The sequence below is a fragment of the Kosakonia sp. genome, from assembly GCF_032052965.1.
In the GTDB taxonomy this organism is placed as follows: domain Bacteria; phylum Pseudomonadota; class Gammaproteobacteria; order Enterobacterales; family Enterobacteriaceae; genus Kosakonia.
On the sequence record NZ_DAMBVN010000019.1, the window covers coordinates 40,525 to 56,609 of the forward strand.

The 16,085-nt window shown below is 51.2% G+C and carries 14 protein-coding genes; 6 read left to right on the forward strand and 8 right to left on the reverse strand.

Translation table 11 applies throughout. The features are described 5' to 3' along the window. The first annotated feature begins 131 nt into the window (after positions 1-131). Together RTX30_RS18820 and RTX30_RS18825 are read left to right on the forward strand one after the other, a co-directional pair. Complete coding sequence (locus RTX30_RS18820) at positions 132-1,313, forward strand: acetyl-CoA C-acetyltransferase (RefSeq protein WP_312691688.1); 1,182 nt, start codon at positions 132-134, stop codon at positions 1,311-1,313. Between the two features lie 476 nt (positions 1,314-1,789). Continuing rightward, complete coding sequence (locus tag RTX30_RS18825; RefSeq protein WP_312691689.1) at positions 1,790-2,470, forward strand: oligogalacturonate-specific porin KdgM family protein; 681 nt, start codon at positions 1,790-1,792, stop codon at positions 2,468-2,470. A gap of 263 nt (positions 2,471-2,733) precedes the next feature. On the opposite strand, the gene RTX30_RS18830 is transcribed toward RTX30_RS18825, so the two are convergent. After that, positions 2,734-3,909 (reverse strand): oligogalacturonate lyase family protein, encoded by a 1,176-nt coding sequence (locus RTX30_RS18830; RefSeq protein ID WP_312691690.1) that lies wholly within the window; start codon positions 3,907-3,909, stop codon positions 2,734-2,736. 488 nt (positions 3,910-4,397) lie between these two features. Between RTX30_RS18830 and kduI the strand changes: the two genes are divergently transcribed. The 4 genes from kduI (at position 4,398) to RTX30_RS18850 (ending at position 8,250) form a co-directional block, all read left to right on the forward strand. Then, positions 4,398-5,234 carry a 5-dehydro-4-deoxy-D-glucuronate isomerase gene (gene kduI / locus RTX30_RS18835; protein WP_312691691.1) on the forward strand — a complete coding sequence of 279 codons (837 nt, stop codon included), beginning with the start codon at positions 4,398-4,400 and terminating at the stop codon, positions 5,232-5,234. Positions 5,235-5,294: 60 nt separating this feature from the next. Further along, positions 5,295-6,056, forward strand: a complete 762-nt coding sequence (gene kduD / locus RTX30_RS18840; protein WP_312691692.1) for a 2-dehydro-3-deoxy-D-gluconate 5-dehydrogenase KduD — start codon at positions 5,295-5,297, stop codon at positions 6,054-6,056. Positions 6,057-6,371: 315 nt separating this feature from the next. Further along, entirely contained in the window at positions 6,372-7,790 is a 1,419-nt protein-coding gene (locus tag RTX30_RS18845) for a sugar porter family MFS transporter (RefSeq protein ID WP_312691693.1), read from the forward strand. 124 nt (positions 7,791-7,914) lie between these two features. Beyond that, the gene (locus RTX30_RS18850; protein WP_312691694.1) at positions 7,915-8,250 is read left to right on the forward strand and encodes a colicin E1 family microcin immunity protein; all 336 of its coding nucleotides are present in this window, start codon (positions 7,915-7,917) and stop codon (positions 8,248-8,250) included. 20 nt (positions 8,251-8,270) lie between these two features. On the opposite strand, the gene RTX30_RS18855 is transcribed toward RTX30_RS18850, so the two are convergent. From RTX30_RS18855 to RTX30_RS18885, 7 genes are all read right to left on the reverse strand, one after another. Then, entirely contained in the window at positions 8,271-9,482 is a 1,212-nt protein-coding gene (locus RTX30_RS18855) for a colicin-like pore-forming protein (RefSeq protein WP_312691695.1), read from the reverse strand. Positions 9,483-9,795: 313 nt separating this feature from the next. Next, positions 9,796-10,926, reverse strand: coding sequence for an oligogalacturonate lyase family protein (locus RTX30_RS18860; protein ID WP_312691696.1), 1,131 nt, complete (start codon positions 10,924-10,926; stop codon positions 9,796-9,798). 67 nt (positions 10,927-10,993) lie between these two features. Then, complete coding sequence (locus tag RTX30_RS18865) at positions 10,994-12,283, reverse strand: ABC transporter substrate-binding protein (RefSeq protein ID WP_312691697.1); 1,290 nt, start codon at positions 12,281-12,283, stop codon at positions 10,994-10,996. A 20-nt stretch (positions 12,284-12,303) separates the two neighbouring features. Beyond that, positions 12,304-13,431, reverse strand: a complete 1,128-nt coding sequence (locus RTX30_RS18870; RefSeq protein ID WP_312691698.1) for an ABC transporter ATP-binding protein — start codon at positions 13,429-13,431, stop codon at positions 12,304-12,306. 12 nt (positions 13,432-13,443) lie between these two features. Beyond that, positions 13,444-14,346, reverse strand: coding sequence for a carbohydrate ABC transporter permease (locus tag RTX30_RS18875; protein WP_312691699.1), 903 nt, complete (start codon positions 14,344-14,346; stop codon positions 13,444-13,446). Continuing rightward, positions 14,339-15,229 carry a carbohydrate ABC transporter permease gene (locus RTX30_RS18880; RefSeq protein WP_061493306.1) on the reverse strand — a complete coding sequence of 297 codons (891 nt, stop codon included), beginning with the start codon at positions 15,227-15,229 and terminating at the stop codon, positions 14,339-14,341. The genes RTX30_RS18875 and RTX30_RS18880 overlap by 8 nt, the downstream gene beginning before the upstream one ends. 502 nt (positions 15,230-15,731) lie before the next feature. Continuing rightward, a complete protein-coding gene (locus tag RTX30_RS18885; RefSeq protein ID WP_312691700.1) occupies positions 15,732-16,058 on the reverse strand; it encodes a cupin domain-containing protein in 327 nt (108 codons plus the stop codon). Between the last annotated feature and the right edge of the window lie 27 nt (positions 16,059-16,085).

The window sequence follows — 16,085 nt, forward strand, 5'->3', positions numbered from 1 at the left end:
GGCCGCGCGTCTCCCCGCGTGTTTCCTGACCCGGCTTTCCTTGTGATTAATCTCACCAATTTAAAACATCCTCGTTAATACTCATTAACAATGCACTACTATTGCCAGGTTCATTAATGGCGGAGGTAGGGATGAAAGAGGTCGTGATCGTGGGGGCTGTCCGCACGCCAATCGGCTGTTTCCAGGGGGCATTATCGCGTCACTCTGCCGTTGAGCTGGGCAGCCAGGTTGTGCGGGCGCTGGTGGAGCGTAGCGGCGTACAGCCACAAGATATTGATGAAGTGATCTTAGGCCAGGTGTTAACCGCCGGTGCCGGGCAAAACCCTGCGCGCCAGTCGGCCATCAAAGGCGGCCTGCCGAACACGGTTTCTGCTATCACCATTAATGATGTGTGTGGCTCCGGGCTAAAAGCCTTACACCTGGCGTCGCAGGCTATTCAGTGCGGTGAGGCGGATGTGGTGATTGCTGGCGGCCAGGAGAATATGAGTCGTGCTCCGCATGTGCTTACCGACAGCCGCACCGGCGCACAACTGGGTAACAGCCAGTTGATTGACAGCCTGGTGCATGATGGCCTGTGGGATGCTTTCAATGATTACCATATGGGCATGACGGCGGAAAATCTGGCGCGGGAGTATGGCATCAGCCGCGAGCGCCAGGATGAATGGGCGCTCAGTTCGCAACATAAAGCGCGTGCCGCCATTGATTCAGGCCGCTTTCGCGATGAAATTGTCCCGTTGCAGACCCTGACCGCCGATGGCCGGACGGTGCTGGTCGATACCGATGAACAGCCACGCACCGATCCCAGCGCCGAAGCACTGGCAAAACTGGCTCCCGCCTTTGAATTAACAGGCTCGGTTACGGCAGGTAATGCCTCACCGATCAACGACGGTGCGGCAGCGGTATTAATGATGAGTGAGCTAAAGGCGCAGTCGCTCAACTTACCCGTGCTGGCGCGGATTCGTGCTTTTGCCAGCGTCGGTGTTGATCCAGCGTTAATGGGCATCGCGCCGGTCTATGCCATGCGCCGCTGTCTGGAGCGTGCAGGCTGGCAGCTGGATGAGGTCGATCTGATCGAAGCGAACGAAGCCTATGCCGCGCAGGCGCTGTCGGTGGGGAAAATACTAGAGTGGGATGAGAAACGGGTGAATGTGAATGGCGGTGCCATTGCACTGGGCCACCCTATCGGTGCATCAGGCTGCCGTATTCTCGTTTCGCTGGTGCATGAGATGCAAAAACGGCAGGCCCGCAAAGGGCTGGCGACGTTGTGCATCGGCGGTGGCCAGGGCGTGGCGCTGGCCATTGAGCGCGATTGAGTCACCGCTTAAGTCAAATAAAGCCTTCCTCCCGGAAGGCTTTATTATTTGTGATGTCGATCTCATGTGTCATTTCAATTAAAATGAAACTGTAACCACTTCCTCTAATAATTTCCCTCCGTGGTTCTAAAACACTTCTTAAGTTCCAAAAATAAACATAGTTGCCTTGTTTACAATTTGGAATCATTAAAGTAAGCAGACTTATTATTAGCTCATCCTTCATGTAGATTGCTGTTTTGCAATCTGTTTTTAATTTGTATTGGTAATTGTAAGTGTTCGGTTAATAAAAAAATGATGTGATCTTCATCCGTTTTTTTATGGGTATTATGGGAAATTTATTGATATTCATCACGCCGTTTTACATAGTTCCGTTCTCTACAAATATTTACGATCGAGATCACTAAAATAAAGTTATCAAAAAAATAAAATGTAATTCCATAAAAATGGAACATAATTTTAATTATTAGAGGTGACTCATGCTTAAGAAAACTCTGGCCCTTGCTTCACTCCTCGGCGCGTCCTTCGCTTCACAGGCAGTAACCGTAGATTTACGTCATGAATACATCGACAGCGGCTCTAACGCTGACCGTGTCGCGGTATCTCACCGTTTCGACAACGGCGTGGGTTTCGGTGTGGAAGCAAAATGGAAATCCGGCGGTGATGATGCCGATAAACCCTTAACTGAAATTGTGGGTAACGGCCATGAAGAGTCGATTAACTGGCGCTGGGCTGCGACCAAAAATTTTGCGTTAACACCAGGTTTTAATATCGAAAGCAAAGATACTAACTCTATTTATAAGCCGTACATCCACGCGCAATACAGCTTTGATAACGGCATTTACATTGCTGGCCGCTATCGTTATGAGTACACACGCAACCCGGATTCCAGCACCGTTGATAATAAAGTCAACAAATTCGACACCTGGGTAGGTTGGGCGCTGGGCGATTTCCGCTTTGAGCTGAACTATGTTTATGCCAAGAGCACCGAAGACGTTATTCGCGAAAACAACAAAACCTACTCCAACGAATATAACGCCAAAGTGGCTTATAAACTTGATAAAAACTGGTCCCCGTATGTTGAATTGGGCAACGTGGGCGTGAAAAGCACTGACGAACGTCAGACCCGTTTCCGCCTGGGTGTTGCTTACTCTTTCTGATTGTCTGAATAACCTGTTTACCCTCAAATCTTCCCCGGCGCAGTTAGCCGGGGATTTTTTATTGCGATGAAATGCCATTCACTGGCGGATTTATTATTGCTCCCTTTGCGTCAATTAAATTGTCTTGCACGGGGTGGTTGGGCCGCGTCATAGAAAAGAGGGGGAATAAATAAACGCAACGAGCCCGCAGCGCAGAATATCTGTTATAAAAAAAAGCCCTCCAGGAGGAGGGCAAGGCCAGTTACAGAAACACTACTCAAACGTTATGCTTGCAACATAATGCGTTGCTCAGGAAGTTTCGCGATATAGAGCGCCGGTTTGCCGTCTTTATCTGAACTAAACAAAATCGCACTGTCGTCGGGGGTAAACGACGGATGCGGATGGGTTACCTGGCGGCTATTGGCGACAGTCGCCCATGACGTATCGTGACGGGCGACACGGAAATAGCCTTTCTCCGCCACATCAAACACATACAAATACGGATCGTTATCGATGGTATAACCGCTGGTGTCTTTTACGTCCACCGGCGTACCGGAACCGTCGCCAACCAGCAGCGTGCCGTCAAAGTTGCTCATCAGATGTGAGCATGCCGGCATGGCCATCACCGCTTCGTTTACGCCGCTATCCGGGTTGAAGCGATAAATGGTGCGACCTTGCTGACCTTTCAAATAGGAGACATAAACCAGCGCAGAGCCGTTAGGCACCCAGAATTCATGTGTACAGCTTTCGCCTTCCGCGTGATCTTTTACTTTGCGCACGTTGCTGCCATCTTCATTCACCAGCCACATCCGTGCATCGACCAGATCGTGCGGGCCTTCATGGCAGAAGGCGACGGTGTGATCGTCGAACGGACGATAGATCGGATGACCCAGCCAGTTTTTCTCTTCATGGATCACGCTGCTTTCGCCGCTTTGCAGATCGACACGCAGCAAGCGGCAGTGCGGGCCTTTATGGAAAAAGTCATGGAACAGCTGCCAGTCATTGAGCGGCGTCCAGTCGCTGGCTGCAATTTCAATGCCGACCAGTTTCGTGCAGTCGCTATTCGCCACCCAGGTGCCGTAACCGACCCAGGCGTCCGGAACGCGGTAAATTTCGCGCTCGGCCAGCGTCTGCAGGTTTACTTCGCGCAGAGTGCGGTCATTTTTTACGTAATATAACGCGCTGTCATCGGGCGAGAGGAAGCCGCCAAACGTATTATCGCCTGCGCCTTCCGTTAACTGCACGGCTTCGGCGTTGGCAATATCCAGCAGGTAGTAATTCCAGTGACCGTCGAATTCACCGGCGAACAAAAGATGACTGCCATCGTTGAAAAAACACTTTTGATAAAAGTAGTTACGGTGACACGTCACGTCCGATGGTGTTAAGCGGGTGATTTCCGCGCCGGTATCCGGATCGCGGCTAACAGCATAATCCAGTTTTACCCGCATGCCTTTCGCCATTTTTCACTCCTTTAACAGGTCTGCCGGGCAAGCGAGCGCCCCAATGATGACCTCAGTGGCTAACAAGTTTAAAAACTAAGTGTTAATTTATCAAAACATCGTTTCAATATGTGTGATAGCTAACGCACTTTGTAATAAAAGCGCCACGGTAAGTTGAAAAATGAGAGTGGAAAATCACCGACTTAGATTTTAGACAGGAAAAATGCCGATCGTCTGTCAAAACTCAAAGGTGTTATTAACTCTCTGTTTGTTATCATTAATTTTATGGGAAGGCTAAAAAAGTAAACGCGCTTTCTCGCTGTCAATACTTAACATTCGTGATCGCACTTACAGATCTTGCAAGAAGTAGCAGAAAAAGTGAAACGTTGTTTTAGTTAACATTGAAAACACGTTTCAGCCGGGATAAGATGTTCGAATATATGAAACGGAACGCCGTTTCTACGTTTCGTTTGACGCTATTTCGGTCAAAATTTACTTCGGAGGTTAATGTGGAAGTCAGACAAAGCATCCACAGTGCGCATGCAAAAACGCTGGATACCCAGGGCCTGCGCAATGAGTTTTTAGTCGAAAAAGTCTTCGTTGATGATGAATACACCATGGTCTATAGCCATATTGACCGCATCATTGTCGGCGGCATTAAACCGGTGACAAAGACCGTTTCTGTCGGCGGCGAAGTCGGTAAGCAACTTGGCGTGGCGTACTTCCTTGAGCGTCGTGAACTGGGTGTTATCAATATTGGCGGGCCAGGCACCATTACGGTGGATGGTGAGTGCTACGAAATTGGCCACCGCGATGCGTTGTACGTGGGTAAAGGGGCGAAAGAGGTCGTCTTCGCCAGTAGCGATAGCGCCAAACCGGCAAAGTTCTACTATAACTGCGCACCCGCGCACATGACCTTCCCGACGAAGAAAGTTACCCCTGCTGATGTTGCGCCAGTCACGCTTGGCGATCCGCTGACCAGTAACCGCCGTACCATCAATAAATACTTCGTACCGGATGTGCTGGAAACCTGCCAGTTAAGCATGGGGCTGACCGAACTGGAACCCGGCAACTTGTGGAACACCATGCCTTGCCACACCCATGAGCGCCGGATGGAAGTGTATTTCTACTTCAATATGGAAGAAGACGCCTGCGTGTTCCATATGATGGGCCAGCCGCAGGAAACGCGTCATTTGGTGATGCATAACGAACAAGCTGTGATTTCTCCAAGCTGGTCAATCCATTCGGGGGTGGGTACGCGTGCGTATACCTTCATCTGGGGGATGGTGGGCGAGAACCAGGTCTTTGATGACATGGACCACGTTGCTGTAAAAGATCTGCGCTAGTTGCGGACAGCGTATAACCATGCCTGTCCGGTACAGGCGCTGATAGATTAAGGAATACATATGATTCTGGATGCATTTTCTCTTCAAGGTAAGGTTGCGGTAGTGAGCGGTTGCGATACCGGTCTGGGTCAGGGGATGGCATTAGGGCTGGCGGAAGCGGGCTGTGATATCGTCGGCATCAATATTGTTGAACCCACGGAAACCATTGCACGCGTGACGGCGCTGGGCCGCCGTTTTCTGAGCCTGACTGCTGACCTGCGTCAGATTGACGGCATTCCGGCCCTGCTGGAACGCGCCGTTGCTGAATTCGGCAAGATCGACATTCTGGTTAACAACGCTGGTCTGATCCGTCGCGAAGATGCGATCAACTTCAGCGAGAAAGACTGGGACGACGTTATGAACCTGAACATTAAGAGCGTGTTCTTTATGTCCCAGGCGGCAGCAAAGCACTTTATCGCGCAGGGTCACGGCGGCAAGATCATTAACATCGCTTCCATGCTCTCTTTCCAGGGCGGGATCCGCGTTCCATCTTACACTGCGTCCAAAAGCGGCGTGATGGGCGTAACGCGTCTGCTGGCGAACGAATGGGCAAAACATAACATTAACGTGAACGCCATCGCGCCGGGCTATATGGCGACCAACAACACCCAACAACTGCGTGCAGATGAACAGCGCAGCGCGGAGATCCTTGATCGTATCCCGGCTGGCCGTTGGGGCCTGCCGAGCGACCTGATGGGGCCGGTCGTGTTCCTCGCATCACAAGCGTCTGATTACATCAGCGGCTACACCATTGCGGTGGACGGTGGCTGGCTGGCGCGTTAATAGCCTGCGTGCCTCTGCTGAAAACCTGCCCGCGGGCAGGTTTTTTTATACCTGCATATTCTTTGTCCATATGGAGCTGCTTAAAAAATCCATATCCTTTTGTCTTAATTAGCAGGCTTTGTTTAAAAAATGATTATTAATTAAGGTGTTAAAAATAGTTTATGACTTAAACGTTATTTTCAAAATTGTAAACTCCATCACAAAACACCCTGCCACAGCGGATTTATCCATATCTTCGCGTTTAACTGACTGACACATAACTCTCTCGCTGACTTACTTTCATAAGACATCTTATTCTGTGCAGGCAGGAAGAAAATGGCATCTATCAGTAATGAGTCTGTAGTTTTACCGCGTGCGCTACGTGACACCCGGCGCATGAACCTGTTTGTCTCTGTCTCTGCGGCAGTTGCCGGGCTGCTGTTTGGCCTGGATATCGGCGTGATTGCCGGGGCGTTGCCGTTTATCACCGATCATTTCACCTTAAGTAGCCGGTTGCAGGAGTGGGTGGTCAGCAGCATGATGCTCGGCGCGGCGCTGGGTGCGCTCTTTAACGGCTGGCTGTCGTTCCGTCTGGGGCGTAAATACAGCCTGATGGTGGGGGCTGTGTTGTTCGTTGCCGGCTCGCTCGGTTCTGCGTTTGCCGCGAGTGTGGAAGTCCTGCTGATTTCGCGCATCGTGCTGGGCATTGCCGTGGGGATCGCGTCTTACACCGCGCCGCTCTATCTCTCCGAAATGGCGAGTGAAAACGTGCGTGGCAAGATGATCAGCATGTATCAGTTGATGGTAACACTGGGTATTGTGCTGGCGTTCCTGTCCGATACGGCATTTAGCTACAGTGGCAACTGGCGGGCCATGCTTGGCGTGCTGGCGTTACCGGCGGTGTTATTAATTATTCTGGTGGTGTTTTTGCCGAACAGTCCACGTTGGCTGGCGCAAAAAGGGCGGCATATCGAGGCGGAAGAAGTGCTGCGCATGCTGCGCGACACCTCTGAAAAAGCCCGTGAAGAACTGAATGAGATCCGCGAAAGCCTGAAATTAAAGCAGGGCGGGTTCCAGCTGTTTAAAGCCAACCGCAATGTGCGTCGCGCGGTATTCCTCGGCATGTTGTTGCAGGCAATGCAGCAGTTCACCGGTATGAATATCATCATGTATTACGCGCCGCGAATCTTTAAAATGGCGGGATTCACCACCACCGAACAGCAGATGATTGCCACGCTGGTGGTCGGGCTGACCTTTATGTTTGCCACCTTTATTGCCGTGTTTACGGTAGACAAAGCGGGCCGTAAACCGGCGCTGAAAATTGGCTTTAGCGTGATGGCGTTGGGGACGTTGATCCTCGGCTACTGTCTGATGCAGTTCGATAACGGGACGGCTTCCAGCGGGTTGTCCTGGCTTTCGGTCGGCATGACGATGATCTGTATCGCTGGCTATGCGATGAGTGCCGCGCCAGTGGTGTGGATCCTTTGTTCGGAGATCCAGCCTTTAAAATGCCGTGACTTTGGCATCACCTGTTCAACCACAACCAACTGGGTGTCGAATATGATCATCGGCGCGACGTTCCTGACCTTGCTGGATGCGATTGGTGCCGCGGGAACCTTCTGGTTGTACACCGCGCTGAACCTGGCCTTTGTCGGCGTAACGTTCTGGCTGATCCCGGAAACGAAAAACGTGACGCTCGAGCATATTGAACGCCGACTGATGGCGGGAGAAAAACTGCGCAATATCGGCGTATAAACCAGGAGCGTGGCGCTGACGGGTGTCACGCTCACATTGCGGGTGAAAAGCACGTGCATCGTTGCCGCTTTTTATGGTGATATTAATCAGTTACGGTTGGTACATCATTGGGATCTGGCGCGTTATGACCGCGAAATACTACTGCAAAAATATTTTTTGGGGGCTCTTTTTCCTGGCTGGTTTTGCCTGGGCATGGAGCCAGGATATGCAGGATCGCGTTTCACAATACTTTTTTGTGCTGTCGCTTTTGAGTTGCCCGCTGTACCCGTTTGCCAAAAAAGGGGTTGAAACCCTGGCGCTGAGATTTACGACGCGCGCGTTCTGGCAGCGGGGGTATTTTACAGAGACGCCTGGCAAAAACGGCCTCTATGCCTTGTATTACGGCGCGTGCTTTTTGTTTGCTATCCCGCTCGGACTGGGTTACTTGCTCTATTTATTGCTGAATAAAAAGGCCGGTTAATACCGGCCTTTTGCTTGCTTTTATACGCCTAACAGCGCATTCGCTTTGGTGACAAAGGCTTCATCAACCAGCGCGCCGACGAGGGCCATCATCAGGGCAAACCCAAGGATACCGAGCGCGCTACCTGTAATGGCGCTGAAGGCAAACGCGGTCAGCGCAGTTGCTGCGTTACCTGCCGCGATGGCTTCCACCTTCACAAAGAACGGACGCCAGTTTTTGGTGCGGATCGCTTTCGGCAGTTCGACCAGAATCGCATCATACGCATCGATGGCTTTCCCCACATAACCAAAGCCTTTGCTGAATTTTGCCAGGCTGTTGGCCATGTTGGCGCGGTTGACAGACTCCAGCGCTTTTGCAATCGCTTCGCGGTCGGCCACGCTGTACTTACTTTCCAGCACCCCCTGATAACGTTCAAAAGCGGCCAGTGCCTGTTCAACGTTGCGGATCTTCTTGCCTTTCGCGGCCGCGGCCAGTTCCTGAGCAACTTTAGCCGACTGTTCGCTAAATTTCGCCGTGACCTCTTTGTAGAAATCGGCGGTAAATTTCACCGCATCTTTCACGTCCGCCCGTTGGGTTTCACCCTGTTTATACGCCTGGGTCAGGGCGGGGACTTCTACTTCAACGGTTACAATTCGGGTATGCTCATTGCCGTTTTTCCCGCCGCCGCCTGTGGTGATCTCCCGGCGAACTTTGGTCATCACTTTGCCGTTATTCAGCCAGTAGCCAGAAGGCAATACACCCTGCAACACCGTAACAAACTGGCCTACCGATGATGCGGCGATTGCATCAGCATTGAACCCGCCTTTACCATTCTTCGGCTGGCTGCCTTGTAGCGGATGGCCAGAGTTGAAATCGCCAATGGCGACCGTTACGCCATTACTCTGCAGGCCCATCACCAGGCCAGACAAACCAATGTCCGTTGCCTGATCGGCAGTTAACCCTTCCGCAGAAATGCTGAGCATGCCATTGGGTTTCACTTGTTCAATTTTCAGTTTGGATAAGGGGTTAATGGTACGGGCTGCCAGGATCAGGTTCGCCAGCTTCTGGCGAAGCGCCTGATCATTCTGGATGGCAGATAACTGTTTTTGGGCTGGCGTGGCGTTTGCCGAGCCGCCGTTATCACGATCGCCACCATGTCCGTTGGAACCGCCGCCAGGCGACGGCTCAGAGCCGCGTTCTGAACTCCAGTTGGTCCCATCACCAGCGCCACCGCCATAGTTAAATCCAGGCATATTGTTTTCCTCGTTTGTCATTTTTGATTGTGGGTTGAGAAATCCGGTGCGCATCTTTGAAATCAGAGAACGTCTTTTGCACCGAAAGTGCTGTATATAAAAACAGGTATTTTGCTACAGCAAGGGCGATGCTACGCCTGAGATATTCACCCCGTCAATAGGCTGGAATAAATAAAAAATATAATAATAACAATGAGTTGTGTGGTTTTTGGGTAAACATGAAAGGCTGGAAAACGGCATAAAACGAGAGGTGAAAAATGCGCAAATAAACATCAAAATGCCCTCATCGCAGCGGAGAGGGCGGAGGGATAACTCAGACCTGGGCTAAATAGAGCGCGGGCATGCCTTCGGCATCAGACGTGTAGAGCACCCACTGATTATCCGGCGAGAATGACGGGTGCGGATGCGTAACCTGGCGGTCGCCGTCGAGTACTTTCCAGCTGCTGTTATGCTCGCAAATGGCTTTTTGCTCGCCGCTGTTAACGTCAAATACCCAGATAAACGGATCATTAAGGTGAATATCGCCGGTATGGTGTGGTGCGCCATCACCGACTATCAGGCTACCGTCGTGATTGCTCATCAGGTGAGAGCAGGGCGGTATGGCCATTAACTGGCGGTTTTCCAGCGTGGCCGGATCGGCACTGAACAGATAGCGTTTCGCATCGTTTTCCTGGTGCGCCACATAATAGAGCGCGGACCCGTCCGGCACCCAAAATTCGTGGGTAAAACTTTCGCCCGTGTTGTGCTGTCGCACCTTACGCAAGTTGCTGCCGTCTTCGTTAATCAGCCACATGCGTGCATCAATCGCATCGCGCGGGCCTTCATGGCAAAACGCCACGGTAGTGTCATCAAACGGGCGGTAAATGGGGTGACCAAGCCAGCGTTTCTCTTGCAGCAGTGTTTCGCGCTTGCCGCTCTGTAGATCGATGCGGATCAACCGACATTCCGGGTTGGTGAAGTAGAAATCGCGGAATTTTTGCCAGTCAGTCAGTGGTTGCCAGTCACTTTTTTTTATCTCAATCCCGACCAGTTTCGTGCAGTCAGAATTAGCGACCCATGTACCGTAAGCCACCCATTCGTCATCGACCTCATAAACAATGTGTTCTTCAAGCGAGGCCAGATCGACACGGCGTAATTCGCGGGTGTTTTTCACGTACCAGAGCGCGCTATCGTCGGCAGATAAAAAGCCGCCGAATGTATTATCGCCGGCACCCTCAGTGAGCTGTGTCGCCTGGCTACGGGCAATATCCAGCAAGTAGTAATTCCAGTGGCCTTCAAATGCGCCGCCGAAAATCAGTTTCCCGCCATCGCGGGTGAAGCATTTTTGATAGAAGTAATTACGGTGACAAATCACATGTGGAGGCGTCATCCGGATGACTTCGTGCCCGGTTTTCGTATCTTTTCGGCTACGAAAGGTGAGCGGGATGATTTTGCCTTTTGCCATGACGTTCTCTCCTTAGATAAAAAAATACCCCGCCCAAATGGGCAGGGTATGGTGTGACGGTAAAACGTTAGCGCATGGCGCGTTTCAGGATACGTTCAGCCTGGCGCTGGAAGTCGGCAGCGGTTTCTTCTACCGTTTTCTGGCCGTAGTCGATGTACTGAATCGCGGTGCCGAACTGGGCCACAATCTGCGGATCGTCAAAGTACGGCGAAACCGAGAGCTTGGTCGGCAGTGATTGCGCCAGACGCAGGCCCGCAACAGCCGGATCGCCATCTTTGATCGCCCCGTTGTCGGTCAGCGTTTTCACCGCGGCTTTGCTCAGCGGAACGCCACGTTCCAGCCCCAGCGTTTCTGCGCCTTCTTTGCTGTTCAGCAGGAAGTTAATCACCTGCGCCGCTTCTTTCGGGTGCTTGGTGGATTTACCAATCGACAGCATCTGCGCCGGTTTGAAGAACAGACCCGCATCCGTTGCTCCTGGCAGCATTGGGTAATCACCCAGCACCAGTTTGGCTGGCGGCTTCAGGTTGTCGGAATATTTGGTGATGGTGGAGTTCCACATATAGGTACCGGCCCACTCACCTTCGATCCACGGTTTCATTTCATACATGTTGCTCTTGCCGAACGAGGCATAGTATTTCGAGTCCGGCATTACGTGGCTGTCGACCAGTTTTTTATACATCTGGAAGAATTCCACCCACTGCTCATTGGTGTAGCTGAATTTCTTCGCTTTCTCGTCCACGGCAGGAATGTTGTATTTCTGCACCATGTAGGAGTTCAGCAGCGCCAGTGTATCCTGGTGTTCCAGGACAACCGGGTAGTACTGTTTGCCGAGTTTGCTCTCGAAGGTTTTGCCCGCAGCTAACAGATCGTCCCAGGTTTTCGGGAAGGCGACACCGGCTTTTTTCCACTGCTCATCGTTAAAGTAGAACACGCGTGCGGTCACGGAAATGGGAATACCGTTCAGCTTGCCGTCCACGGTGGTGGATTTCAGCTCTTTTGCGTCGAACTGGCTCAAATCGATGATGTCTTTCACCTGGTTAAGGTCGTAAAAACCGTCACCGGATTTTGAGAAGATCGGCAGCCAGTTCCAGTTGGTCTGCATCACGTCCGGCTCGGTACCGCCCGCGATCTGCGTGGTCAGACGGGAGAGGTGCCCGTCCCAGCCGGTGTACTCAGATTTGACCGTAATATTTGGATGCTGTTGATGGAATTCTTCCAACGCTTTTAATGTCACCTGATGACGACCGTTGCCCCCCCACCAGGACATACGCAGGTCTACATTATCAGCGGCGGTTGCGGGTACAGCGCACATGCCCAGGGTTGCGGAGATAACGGCGCCTAATAGCACTTTTTTCATTTTTATACTCCAGTTTTTATTTACAGAGAGATGTTCTGTTCCGTTTTGGCGTCAAAAATATGACACTTATTCATATCAAACTTAAAGTACACTTTCCGGTGAAGTCCTTTTTCAATCATAGGCTTAGCTTCATCAGAAGGGATTCGGGCAGTCAGCTCGTAGTCGCCCACTTTCAGGTAAACAAAGAACTCGTGTCCCATGTTTTCTACTCGCACCAGATCGCCTGAGCCGCAGTCATCAGCAAAAGGTTGATCGGCGACGGAGACGAACTCCGGACGCACGCCAAAGAACACCTCTTTGCCTTCATAATCCGCAACTTTTTCCTGCTGCCGGGCATTCAGCGCCAGCGTGTCGTGACCGACCGTGATGTGTAACTGGTCGTCTTTTTTCACTATCTTCGCCGGTTTGATGTTCATTTCCGGCGCGCCAATAAAGCCCGCCACGAACATGTTTTTCGGGAAGTGATAGAGATTATCCGGGGTATCTACCTGCATGATATGGCCAAGTTTCATCACGCAGATACGGTCGCCCATGGTCATCGCTTCGGTCTGATCGTGCGTGACGTAAACGGTGGTTGCCGGTTTACCGGATTTCTTCAACTGCTTATGCAGGTCAGAAATACGGATGCGCATTGAGGCGCGCAGTTTGGCGTCGAGGTTGGAAAGCGGTTCATCAAACAGGAAGACGTCCGGTTTTTTCACAATTGCGCGACCTACCGCCACACGCTGTGCCTGACCACCCGAAAGCTGGCGTGGCAGACGATCCATCAACTCTTCCAGCTCAAGGATTTTTGCCGCTTCATCCACTTGTTTGTTGATTTCGTCTTTCGGCATCTTGCTGAGCTTGAGGCCAAACGCGAGGTTTTCGCGCACGGTCATATGCGGATAGAGCGCATAGTTCTGGAACACCATCGCGATTCCGCGCGATTTTGGCGCGAGGTTGTTGACGATCTTTTCGCCGATGCGCACTTCGCCGCCGCTGATGGTTTCCAGACCTGCGAGCATACGCAGGGTAGTGGATTTGGCGCAGCCAGACGGGCCGACAATGACCATAAATTCACCGTCGGCGATTTTCAGGTCGATACCATGTACCGCTTTGAAGCCGTTGGAGTACACCTTTTCCAGTTTGTTGAAAATAACTTCAGCCATGATATTTCCCTCTTAACCTTTAATTCCGCTGCTGGTCACGCCCTGTACGAAGTAGCGCTGTGCCAGGAAGAAGACAATGATGGACGGCAGAATGGAGATACTCGCCATTGCCAGAATTTCGTTCCACGGTGCGCCTTCGGTCACGTCGATGGACATTTTCAGCGCCAGTGCGATGGGGTACTTATCCACGCTGTAGACATAAATCAGCGGGCCGATAAAGTCGTTCATCGACCACATAAACTGGAACAGCGCCACCGAGATAATCGCCGGTTTCAGGATTGGCACCACCACGTACCACAGCACCTGCCAGGAGTTACAGCCGTCGATCTGCGCGGCTTCTTCCATGTCACGCGGTACACCGCGCAGGAACTGAATCAACATAAAGACGAAGAACCCGTGAGTAGCGAACGCCGTCGGCAGATACAGCGGCATATAGCTGTTGAGCATGCCCATTTCACGGAACATCAGGTACTGCGGGATCAGCAGCACGGTGCTGGGCAGCAGCATGGTGGCGATAAGCGTACCGAACCAGAAGTTCTTCCACGGGATCTCAAAGCGGGCAAAACCGTACGCCACAATGGTGGAAGAGATAATGGTCAGGATCACTTTCGGGATCACATACTTGAAGGTGTTCAGCATGTAATGGCCAAAGGTGTATTCCGTGCCGGTTTTCCAGCCGTTGATAAAACCATCCCAGGTGGCGTGCTCTGGCCACAAGCCCAGCGTGGTAAAGATCTCGTGGTTCGGTTTGAACGATGCCGAGAACATCCATGCCAGTGGGTAGAGCATCAACAAGCCGACAAACAGCAGGATCACATAGCGGATCCACGCGCTCACTTTCTCGCGGCGCAGGGTACGCGCCACTTCACGCTCAGCTTCCTGCATGCCCGGCGTGACGTGTTGGATATCAGCCATTTTTGCCTCCCTTATCGGCAGAGTAGAACACCCAGTATTTCGACGACTTAAAGGCGATAGAGGCGAAGACCGCCACCACCAGGAACAGAACCCAGGCCAGCGCTGCGCCGTAGCCCATATCGAAGTACTTGAAGGCTGTGTCGTAGATATAGAGCGAGAACAGATAGGTGTAATAGGTCGGGCCGCCGCCTGTAATGACATACGGGCCGGTAAATTCCTGGAACGCCTGCGTGGTCTGCATGATGAAGTTGAAGAAAATCACCGGCGTAATCAGCGGTACGGTAACTTTCATAAACATCTGCCATTTACTGGCACCGTCGATCATGGCTGCTTCGTACTGCGATTGCGGCACGTTTTGCAACGCAGCAAGGAAGATGACCATCGCCGAACCAAACTGCCACACACGCAGTAATGTTACTGACATCAGGGCCAGTGACGGTTCGCCCAGCCAGTTAACCGGATCAAGGCCGAACACACCGATAAAGCTGTTCAGCAAGCCATCAATAGCAAACAACGCGCGCCACAGCACGGCGATCGCCACTGAGCTCCCAAGAATTGAAGGAATGTAGTAAGCGGTACGGAAAAAGCCGATACCGCGCAATTTAAAGTTCAGAACAAAGGCAATACCCAGCGCAAAGGCGAGCTTCAGCGGGATGGTCAAAAATACATACGCAAACGTGACGCCCATTGATTTCCAGAAGAGGGTGTCTTCGGTAAACATGTAGCGGTAGTTTTCGATGCCGTTAAATACCGGCGGGCTCATCAGATCATACTCAGTAAAACTGAGGAAGAACGATGAGATGAATGGGAATGCCGTAAAGACTATCAGCCCAATAACGTAAGGCGATATCCAGGCCAATCCCAGTAGTCTGTTTTCATTCATACATACCTACCTGGCGAACAATGGTGTAATACGGATTCGGAGATTAACTTCTTTCCCCCGCCGCCTGGGCGTACAGGGGTAAAAACAGGTTCTGCGTGTGCGCTTGATCACAATGTTTCGCGTAATCAATGTGATATGAATCTTTAACTGCCCGAAATCATTAGCAAATTTCCGGGTTTTAAAATGCTGCGAACTGACATTCTTGATTTGTAAAACATCGTTTTAAAATATTTTATTGAGTTTTAATTTTCCGTCATTCGATTAATTCGTGAAATGTGATCAAAGTCGAAACGATGTTTCAATAAGGTGAGGTGGGTGTCATTTTTGCCGATAAAACACGGGTTTCACCAGAAATAAATGGCCGCGGGATAAGAAAGGAAACGCTGATAAAATATCGCAAAATGAAATCATTTAAATCTTAAATGATTATCGGGCGAAGTATTGTATGACGGTCATATGAAGAAAAACGCCCTCAAAAATGAGGGCGTTGTTCAGTTGGGGATCAGGATTTTAAAAAATCTTCGCGCACCGGGGTGAAGGTATCCAGCAGGGTGCCGGCTTTCAGACATACGCAGCCGTGCATAATGTGCGGTTGCTTATAAAGAGTATCGCCTGCCGTGACGATATGTTTCTCATCACCGATGGTAAATTCGAATTCACCGGATAAAACATAAGTGAGTTGTTCATGAGGATGGTTATGCATTGGGCCGACGGCGCCTTGTTCAAAATTGACCTCGACGGCCATCATTTTGCCGTCATGGGCCAGAATACGGCGGCTGACACCGTTGCCCAGATCGTCAAGTTGTGTGTCTTTATGAAAGATAAACATCGGGCTGTCCTGTAGTGGTATTAAATG

What these genes read in the sequence shown, in the direction of transcription:
- RTX30_RS18820 (WP_312691688.1), top strand. Translation starts at nt 132, where the DNA reads ATGAAAGAGGTCGTGATCGTGGGGGCTGTCCGCACGCCAATCGGCTGT.
- RTX30_RS18825 (WP_312691689.1), top strand. Translation starts at nt 1,790, where the DNA reads ATGCTTAAGAAAACTCTGGCCCTTGCTTCACTCCTCGGCGCGTCCTTC.
- RTX30_RS18830 (WP_312691690.1), bottom strand. Translation starts at nt 3,909, where the DNA reads ATGGCGAAAGGCATGCGGGTAAAACTGGATTATGCTGTTAGCCGCGAT.
- kduD (WP_312691692.1), top strand. Translation starts at nt 5,295, where the DNA reads ATGATTCTGGATGCATTTTCTCTTCAAGGTAAGGTTGCGGTAGTGAGC.
- RTX30_RS18845 (WP_312691693.1), top strand. Translation starts at nt 6,372, where the DNA reads ATGGCATCTATCAGTAATGAGTCTGTAGTTTTACCGCGTGCGCTACGT.
- RTX30_RS18850 (WP_312691694.1), top strand. Translation starts at nt 7,915, where the DNA reads ATGACCGCGAAATACTACTGCAAAAATATTTTTTGGGGGCTCTTTTTC.
- RTX30_RS18855 (WP_312691695.1), bottom strand. Translation starts at nt 9,482, where the DNA reads ATGCCTGGATTTAACTATGGCGGTGGCGCTGGTGATGGGACCAACTGG.
- RTX30_RS18860 (WP_312691696.1), bottom strand. Translation starts at nt 10,926, where the DNA reads ATGGCAAAAGGCAAAATCATCCCGCTCACCTTTCGTAGCCGAAAAGAT.
- RTX30_RS18865 (WP_312691697.1), bottom strand. Translation starts at nt 12,283, where the DNA reads ATGAAAAAAGTGCTATTAGGCGCCGTTATCTCCGCAACCCTGGGCATG.
- RTX30_RS18870 (WP_312691698.1), bottom strand. Translation starts at nt 13,431, where the DNA reads ATGGCTGAAGTTATTTTCAACAAACTGGAAAAGGTGTACTCCAACGGC.
- RTX30_RS18875 (WP_312691699.1), bottom strand. Translation starts at nt 14,346, where the DNA reads ATGGCTGATATCCAACACGTCACGCCGGGCATGCAGGAAGCTGAGCGT.
- RTX30_RS18880 (WP_061493306.1), bottom strand. Translation starts at nt 15,229, where the DNA reads ATGAATGAAAACAGACTACTGGGATTGGCCTGGATATCGCCTTACGTT.
- RTX30_RS18885 (WP_312691700.1), bottom strand. Translation starts at nt 16,058, where the DNA reads ATGTTTATCTTTCATAAAGACACACAACTTGACGATCTGGGCAACGGT.